Here is a 6810-nt window from a genome sequence, read left to right as displayed (position 1 = left end):
ACTTGTAGCCGGTGGCTCGCGAGCGTCGACAACTCACACCTCGCCCGAAGGTCTCTCCATCTTCAGGCCGACACGCCCTCAACAACGCTCACGGGCACTACAACTAGCTGTGAGGTCCGAGTGGGAACCGGCGGCTCAGGCGTCCGCGCCCAGCATCGCGTCGGCCGTGAGCTCCGCCGAGCGGACGCGCTCCGCGATGCCCTGCGAATGGTGCGCGACGATCAGCTCGTCGGCCTGCGTGGAGTCGGCGAACTGCTCCAGGAACTCGCGCACCTGCGTGGCCGTACCGACGGCCGTGTACTTCATCATGTTGGCGATCTGCTGGCCGTTGGGCGTGGTCAGGAAGGCGTCGATCTCGGCGTCGGTGTAGTTCGGGGTGCCCGGACCGCGCGAGATCATCCCCCGGACCCGTGCCCGGCGCACCGTCACGAACTGCTTCTGCGCATCCTCGGCGTCGTCGGCCGCGATCACGTTCGCCCCCACCATGACGTACGGCGCGGCGAGCTGTTCCGAGGGCTTGAACTCCTGGCGGTAGGTCGCGATCGCGGCGTGCAGCGCCTCGGGTGCGAAATGCGAGGCGAACGCGTACGGCAGGCCCAGCGCCGCGGCCAGCTGAGCACCGAACAGCGACGACCCGAGGATGTACAGCGGCACGTTCGTTCCCGCTCCGGGCACCGCCTGCACCCCGGGAACGCGGGACTTGCCCTGCAGGTACCCCTGCAGCTCCAGCACGTCCTGGGGGAAGCGGTCGGACGACGACGCATCGCGACGCATCGCGTGCATGGTCACCTGGTCGCTGCCCGGAGCGCGGCCCAGCCCCAGGTCGATCCGGCCGGGGAAGAGTGTCTCCAGGGTGCCGAACTGCTCGGCGATCGTCAGCGGCGCGTGGTTCGGCAGCATGACGCCACCGGCACCGAGCCGGATCGTGGAAGTGTGCGCGGCCACGTAGCCGATCAGGACGCTCGTGGCCGACGAGGCGATCGTCGCCATGTTGTGGTGCTCGGCGTACCAGACGCGGCGGTAGCCGAGCCGCTCCGCGGCCCGGGCCAGCTGCACACTCCCCTCGAAGCTCTCCCGTGCCGTCTGTCCAGGTGCAACGGGTGCGAGGTCGAGGATGGAGAGCGTCACGGGCATGTGCAGGCCTTCGGTTCGTCGGGATCCAGCGGGTGCCGGCTGCAGCACCCACCGTGGTCAACCCGTGAGGACCCGCGTTCGTTCCCCGCAGCCCGCCCCGCCCCCCACCCCGCGAGTCGCCCGTCCCAGACCCGCGAGTCGCCCGTTCCAGACCCGCGAGTCGCCTCAGCCGAGCCGTTCCAGAATCCCCGCGGCGAACGTCTCCGGCGCCTCCAGCGGAGTGAAGTGCCCGACCCCGTCCAGCGGGCGGACCTCCACGTCGGCGAACCACTCCGTGACGCGGTCGGACCACGCTCGCGGGAACAGCGGGTCGTGCTCCTGCCACAGCACCGTGGTGGGCACCGCGATCCGGTCGGCCGGGGCGGGCGGCTTCTCCTGCGCCGACAGCGCCACCGCGCCCGATCCCGCGCGGTACCAGTTGATCGAGGCGACGAACGCCCCCGGACGGCCGTAGACCTCGGCGAGCCGGTCGAGCTCGGCCTCGTCCGGGACGTAGTCGGGGCCGGACCAGTGCGTCCAGAAGTGCGCCAGGTACGCCCGCACCGCGTCCTGCGAACCGCCCACCAGCTGCTCGGCCAGCGGCAGCTGGTGGAACGCCTGGTACCAGAACTCACGCTGGGCGGCGGGGGTCAGCACCCGATCGCCTACCCCGGGCAGCGGCGGCGACACGACCAACGCACGCACCAGATCGGGCCGCGCCCGCGCCGCCGCCTGGGCGATCCGGGACCCCACGTCGTAGCCGCCCAGCACCACCGGCCCGGCATCGAGCGACTCGACCAACGCGAGCACGCTGCGGGCCTGCGCATCGGCCCCGTACGCGGCCGGCTCGGCCGCCGGGTCCGTCTCGGACGCGCCGAACCCCCGCAGATCCGGGACGACGACCCGGCACCGACCCGCCAGGAGCGCCGCCACGTCCCGGAAGTCGTGCCGGTCCCCCGGCCACCCGTGCAGGAGCACGACCGTCCCCGCACCCTCCCCCGGATGATCGTCATAGGCCAGACGGAACCCGTCCACGGCATCGGCGAGCAGCATGCGGCCATGCTAGGAGCCGGCCGGCCCTGGAACCGGAGGCGAACTCGCCCGCCGACCTACCCCTCGGGGTCTCCGCCACGCAGACGGGCGAGGCTGCGGGCCGACCCGCCAGGCAGGTCGCTCGGCTCGAGCCCGCTCCCGTCGACAGCCAGGGTGGAGCCGGTGACGTAGCTCGCCCGGGGCGAGGCGAGGAACAGGATCGCCTCGGCGATATCGCGGGCGCGTGCCGCGCGCCCCGTGCGCTCCGCCCACTCGACGAGGTCCTCCTCGGCACGGGCCGGGCCGGGCGCGACGCTGTTGACCCGGACCCCTTGTGGGCTGAACTCCGTGGCCCAGCTGCAGGTCAGCGCGGCGAGGGCGGCCTTGGTGGCGCTGTAGCCCGACACGCCGGCCACCCCCATCGAGGCGCCCATCGTGCTGACGTTGACGATGCTGCCCCGGCCCTTGGCCAGCATGGCAGGGGCGAGCAGTTCCGTGAGGAAGTAGGTGGCGCGCACGTTGGTGTCGAACATGGTCTGGAACGAGGTGACGTCCTGGTCCACCGTCACTCCGGTCGGGGAGCCGGCCGCGTTGTTGACCAGGACGTCGACCTCCCCGGTCTGATCGGCGAGGCTCCTGAGCGAGTCGAGATCGCCGAGGTCGGCGGTGACGAAGCGCACCCGCCCGCGCCCACCGTCGATGTCGGCTGCGGCCATCACTCCCCGTTCCGCGTTGCGGCCGGAGATGACGACCTGCGCCCCCTCGCGGGCGAAGAGGCGGGCGACCTCGGCGCCGATCCCGGCCGTACCGCCCGTCACCAGCGCGACCTGATCCTCGAGTTCCATGAGATTCGCGTCCTCTCTCGCTCGGCGCTTCGCGGCTGGTGCGGACCCACGGGAAACGCCGCCGCCGCGCACGTCGGGCACGTGCGCAGCGGCGGCTCCGGACGGTTTCGGGCCAGGGTCCCCGTCCGGTATTACCCGCCGACCGTCAGTCCGGGAACGTTCACGTTCCGTTGGACGGCGCCGGGAAGCCGCGCTGTACGACGCTTGCCGATCGGTAGGACGACCCGCTTCGCGGTGGCTTCGAGCATCATCGCGGCGGCGAGGTAGCACGCCAGCGCGGCGGAGACGAGCAGCACGTAGGCGCCGATGGCCTGCACCGCCGGCAGCACGCGCAGCAACGCGATCGCCAGCAGCGTGGAACCGGCGGCCAGTGTGCCCAGGACGGCGGTGAGAGCGATGTTCTCGCTCGCTGCGGCAACCGCACCCATCCACGTGATCGCGGCCAGCACGAGGAACCACAGACCGAAGGCGACGGCGGCGACGGGGCTGGTGGCGGGCAGCACGCCCACCGCGATGAGCAGGGTGTACAGGCCGTACCCGATCCAGAACAACCCCCACATGCTGTGCAGCGCGGTGGCGACCATGTCCTGGGCGCGGTAGGCCCACATGCCGGCGAGCACCTGCGCGATACCGCCCGCGGCCAGGGCGAACGGGAAGAGGATCAGTGGGGTCTCCGCGTTCCCGTACCAGCCCGCCAGGCTGGCGGCGACCATGAAGGTGGCGGTGGCGAAGCCGAAGAGCCCGAGAATGGACGGCGCGGCGTCCGGCAGCAGCGCGATCGTCGTGCGGTCGCGCCAGAACCTGTACTCGGGGGTTGCGAACCACACGGAGAGCCCGCTGATATCGGCACTCACTCTTCCTCCAGATGTGTCGCGCTTGCTCGCCCTGCAGGGGCCGGGAAAATCGCATCGACACGAGGGCCGAGTGCGATCCTTCATTGCCCGGGGTCGAGCCAGGAATCGCAGAGATCATTGGAGCCGGCCCGCGTCACGGTTGCTTGCCGGCGTGACGCGAGCCGTGAGGTAAACACTGACTCTCGAGCGAACGGAAGTCGTCACGGCCTGCAGCCATCTTCGCTACCTGCTGGCCGGAACCCCGCTATGCCCGCTACCACTGACGACGGTGGCGCTGAGTGCGCGAACATGGGCCGGACGGGTGATGGGCGGGCGCGGGCCGTCCAGCTCGGGCCGCAGAACTCCCGACGACGATCCCGCCTCCGTCACCGGCACGGGCCCGTGCTCCGTCCATCGAGCCGATCAGGGACGAGGGGCGCGGCGGGACTTGCGTTCCTCGAGTTCCTCGGCGCTCACCGGGATCAGCATCGGCTGGTCGGGGACCCCGAACATGGTGACCACGAACCGCGTCCGGGCGTCGGCGAGGTTGTTGCCGTCCTGGTAGTGGATCACGTCGCCGCCCGGCTCCCAGAAGGTCTCGCCGGCATGCACGACGCGCTGCGGCTCGCCCTCCAGCTCGAAGATCATCTCGCCCTCGACGACGTAGCCGAAGGCCGGGCCGGTGTGCCGGTGCGGCGGCGAGCCCGCGCTCCCCGGAGGCAGGGTGACGCGGATGGTCATCGCCTCGGACGGATCGGGCACCGGAGGGGTAGGCACCGAGCCGATCAGCTCGATCTCCGGTGCGGGGGTCGTCCGGTTCGGGTCCTCGATGTGGTGCGAGTGGTGGATGGTCATGGGTGCTCCCAGCTTCTCGTGCGGTGACCTCGAGTCACTGCCACCAGCTAGGACAGGACGGCGGCGCCATCTGTGACAGCGGGGCGGCACCGGCCGCCGGATGAACGGGGTCAGTTCGTACGAGTGGCCGCGGCCGAGCCGGGCTCCCACCTGCCGATCAACTCCTCGACGCCCGGCGAGCCGCCGAGGCTGCCGTCGGCACGGCTGCCGGAGGGCCAGGGCTGGTGCCCGAGGACCGCGAGGAGCCGCAGCTTCTCTGCGCTCTCGGTGCCCGGCGTGGCCGTGTAGACCAGCAGCAGCTGCGACAGGTCCGGGTCGAGCAGCGTCTGGCAATGCAGTTCGAGCAGCCCGACCTGGGGATGCAGCAGCCGTTCCGGCGCACGGCACGGCCCCGGCACGGGGTGTGTCCGCCAGATGTCGGCGAACTCCGGACTCCGCGCCAGCAGGGCATCGACGATCTCCGCGGCACGCGACCCCGCACCGTCCCGGCTGAAGGCGGTGTGCAGGTTGCCCGCGATGAGCCTGCTGCGCGCTGCGTGGTCCTCCTCCGGGTGGCGCGCCCGCGTGGCCGGATCGGTGAACCACCGGTAGTGCAGGCTGCGTGCCAACCCGCTGTAGGCGGTCTCGTCGCCGCCCAGCGCGACCGCGAGCCGGGTCTGCGTCAGCGTCTCGCCGACGTGGTTGACCACCTGCGCGGCCGCGTCCCTCAGCCCGTCGAACACGCGCAGCATCCCCGGGTTGATGTGGTCGGCGCGCCGCGCCTGCTGCGGCGCCAGGTAGCCGCCGAGCCGGAACAGGTGGTCGCGTTCCTCGATCGAGAGGCGGAGGCCGCGCGCGAGCGCGGCGAGGGTCTGCTCGGACGGGTGCGGCCCGCGCTCCTGCTCGAGCCTGACGTAGTAGTCGACCGACACGTCCGACAGGAGCGCGACCTCCTCGCGGCGCAGCCCGCGGGTGCGCCGCCGACGTCCGCGGGGAAGCCCGACGTCCTCGGGCTGCAGTGCCTCTCGCCGGGCGCGCAGGAACCCTGCGAGGCGTGCGCGATCCATCACTCCACTCTCCACCTTCGGCCCGGCCGGCTCCCGTCACGCGGTCGCGAACGGCACGCCGGCCAGCCGCTCGGACACGTCCCAGAGCCGGGCGGCGTCCTCGGGACTGCGTGCGGACCGGTAGATCGGCAGCTCGGTCGGCCCGCCGGTGAACTGGCCGACGCCGTCCGGCCCGTAGAAGCGGCCCCCGGCAGCATCCGGGCTCGTCGCGGCGTACAGGGCGGGCAGCAGGCCGGCGTCGACCCCCTGGACGAACACGCCCCAGCGCGCGAGCCGGCCCATGATCGCCTTCTGTGGTGAGGGGCGGGCGCGGCCCAGGTTCGGCCCGGAGGCGTAGAGGTTCGTCAGGGTCGTCCCGGGGTGCGCGACGTTGCTCGTGATCCCCCAGCCGCCTGCCCTGCTGCGTCGCTCCAGTTCGAGCCCGAACAGCAGGTTCGCCAGCTTCGAAGCGTTGTAGGCGCGCACCGGCGAGTAGCGCCGCTCGGCCTGCAGGTCGTCCCAGTCCAGCCGTCCGTACCGGGCGGCGCTGCTCGACATCGTGGTGACCCGCGCCCCGCCTGCTCGCAGCAGCGGCAGCAGCCCCGCGGTGAGCGCCACGTGCCCGAGGTGGTTCGTCCCGAACTGCAGCTCCAGCCCGTCGGACGTGGTGTGCCGGGTGGGCGGAGTCATCACCCCGGCATTGTTGACGAGGACGTGGATCGGGCGTTGCTCCGCGCGCAGGGTCTGCGCCAGTGCGGCGACCGACGCGCGGGACGCCAGGTCGAGCTCGCGCAGCGCGACCACGGCGCCGGGCACGTCAGCTCGGATGCGCTGGACCGCCGCCGCGCCCTTGCGCGGATTGCGAACGGGCAGGACGAGTTCGGCGCCTGCTCTCGCCAGGCGCGCGGCCAGGCCCAGCCCGACGCCGTCGCTGGCGCCGGTGACGACGGCCAGCTTCCCGGCGAGGTCCGGGACGGCCGGCTCCTTCACAACTGCTCTCATCGCGTTCTTCCTGCCGAAGTGGTCGGTTCGTGCCACTGACAGCGTGGGAGCGTTCGGCACTGTCATCCATGCCCTGTCAGGCCTGCGATGACCGCCACAGACAGA

At 72.0% G+C, this 6810-nt stretch carries 7 protein-coding genes; all 7 read right to left on the bottom strand.

The features are described from left to right. Nucleotides 1-135: 135 nt before the first annotated feature. Nucleotides 136-1134 carry an LLM class flavin-dependent oxidoreductase gene (locus AC5L35_RS19020; RefSeq protein ID WP_495060991.1) on the bottom strand — a complete coding sequence of 333 codons (999 nt, stop codon included), beginning with the start codon at nt 1132-1134 and terminating at the stop codon, nt 136-138. Between the two features lie 165 nt (nt 1135-1299). Then, nucleotides 1300-2166 (bottom strand): alpha/beta fold hydrolase, encoded by an 867-nt coding sequence (locus tag AC5L35_RS19015; protein WP_495060990.1) that lies wholly within the window; start codon nt 2164-2166, stop codon nt 1300-1302. A 56-nt stretch (nt 2167-2222) separates the two neighbouring features. Next, entirely contained in the window at nt 2223-2990 is a 768-nt protein-coding gene (locus AC5L35_RS19010; protein ID WP_495060989.1) for an SDR family NAD(P)-dependent oxidoreductase, read from the bottom strand. 131 nt (nt 2991-3121) lie between these two features. Continuing rightward, nucleotides 3122-3844 carry an acetate uptake transporter gene (locus tag AC5L35_RS19005; protein WP_495060988.1) on the bottom strand — a complete coding sequence of 241 codons (723 nt, stop codon included), beginning with the start codon at nt 3842-3844 and terminating at the stop codon, nt 3122-3124. Nucleotides 3845-4246: 402 nt separating this feature from the next. Continuing rightward, nucleotides 4247-4678 carry a cupin domain-containing protein gene (locus AC5L35_RS19000; protein ID WP_495060987.1) on the bottom strand — a complete coding sequence of 144 codons (432 nt, stop codon included), beginning with the start codon at nt 4676-4678 and terminating at the stop codon, nt 4247-4249. A 110-nt stretch (nt 4679-4788) separates the two neighbouring features. Continuing rightward, the gene (locus tag AC5L35_RS18995) at nt 4789-5724 is read right to left on the bottom strand and encodes a helix-turn-helix transcriptional regulator (protein WP_495060986.1); all 936 of its coding nucleotides are present in this window, start codon (nt 5722-5724) and stop codon (nt 4789-4791) included. 36 nt (nt 5725-5760) lie between these two features. Next, on the bottom strand, nt 5761-6705 hold the full coding sequence (locus tag AC5L35_RS18990) for an SDR family oxidoreductase (protein WP_495060985.1): 945 nt from the start codon (nt 6703-6705) through the stop codon (nt 5761-5763). Between the last annotated feature and the right edge of the window lie 105 nt (nt 6706-6810).

The sequence above is a fragment of the Pseudonocardia sp. OZ21 genome, assembly GCF_059359135.1.
This window is presented reverse-complemented; position numbering and strand designations above follow the sequence as displayed.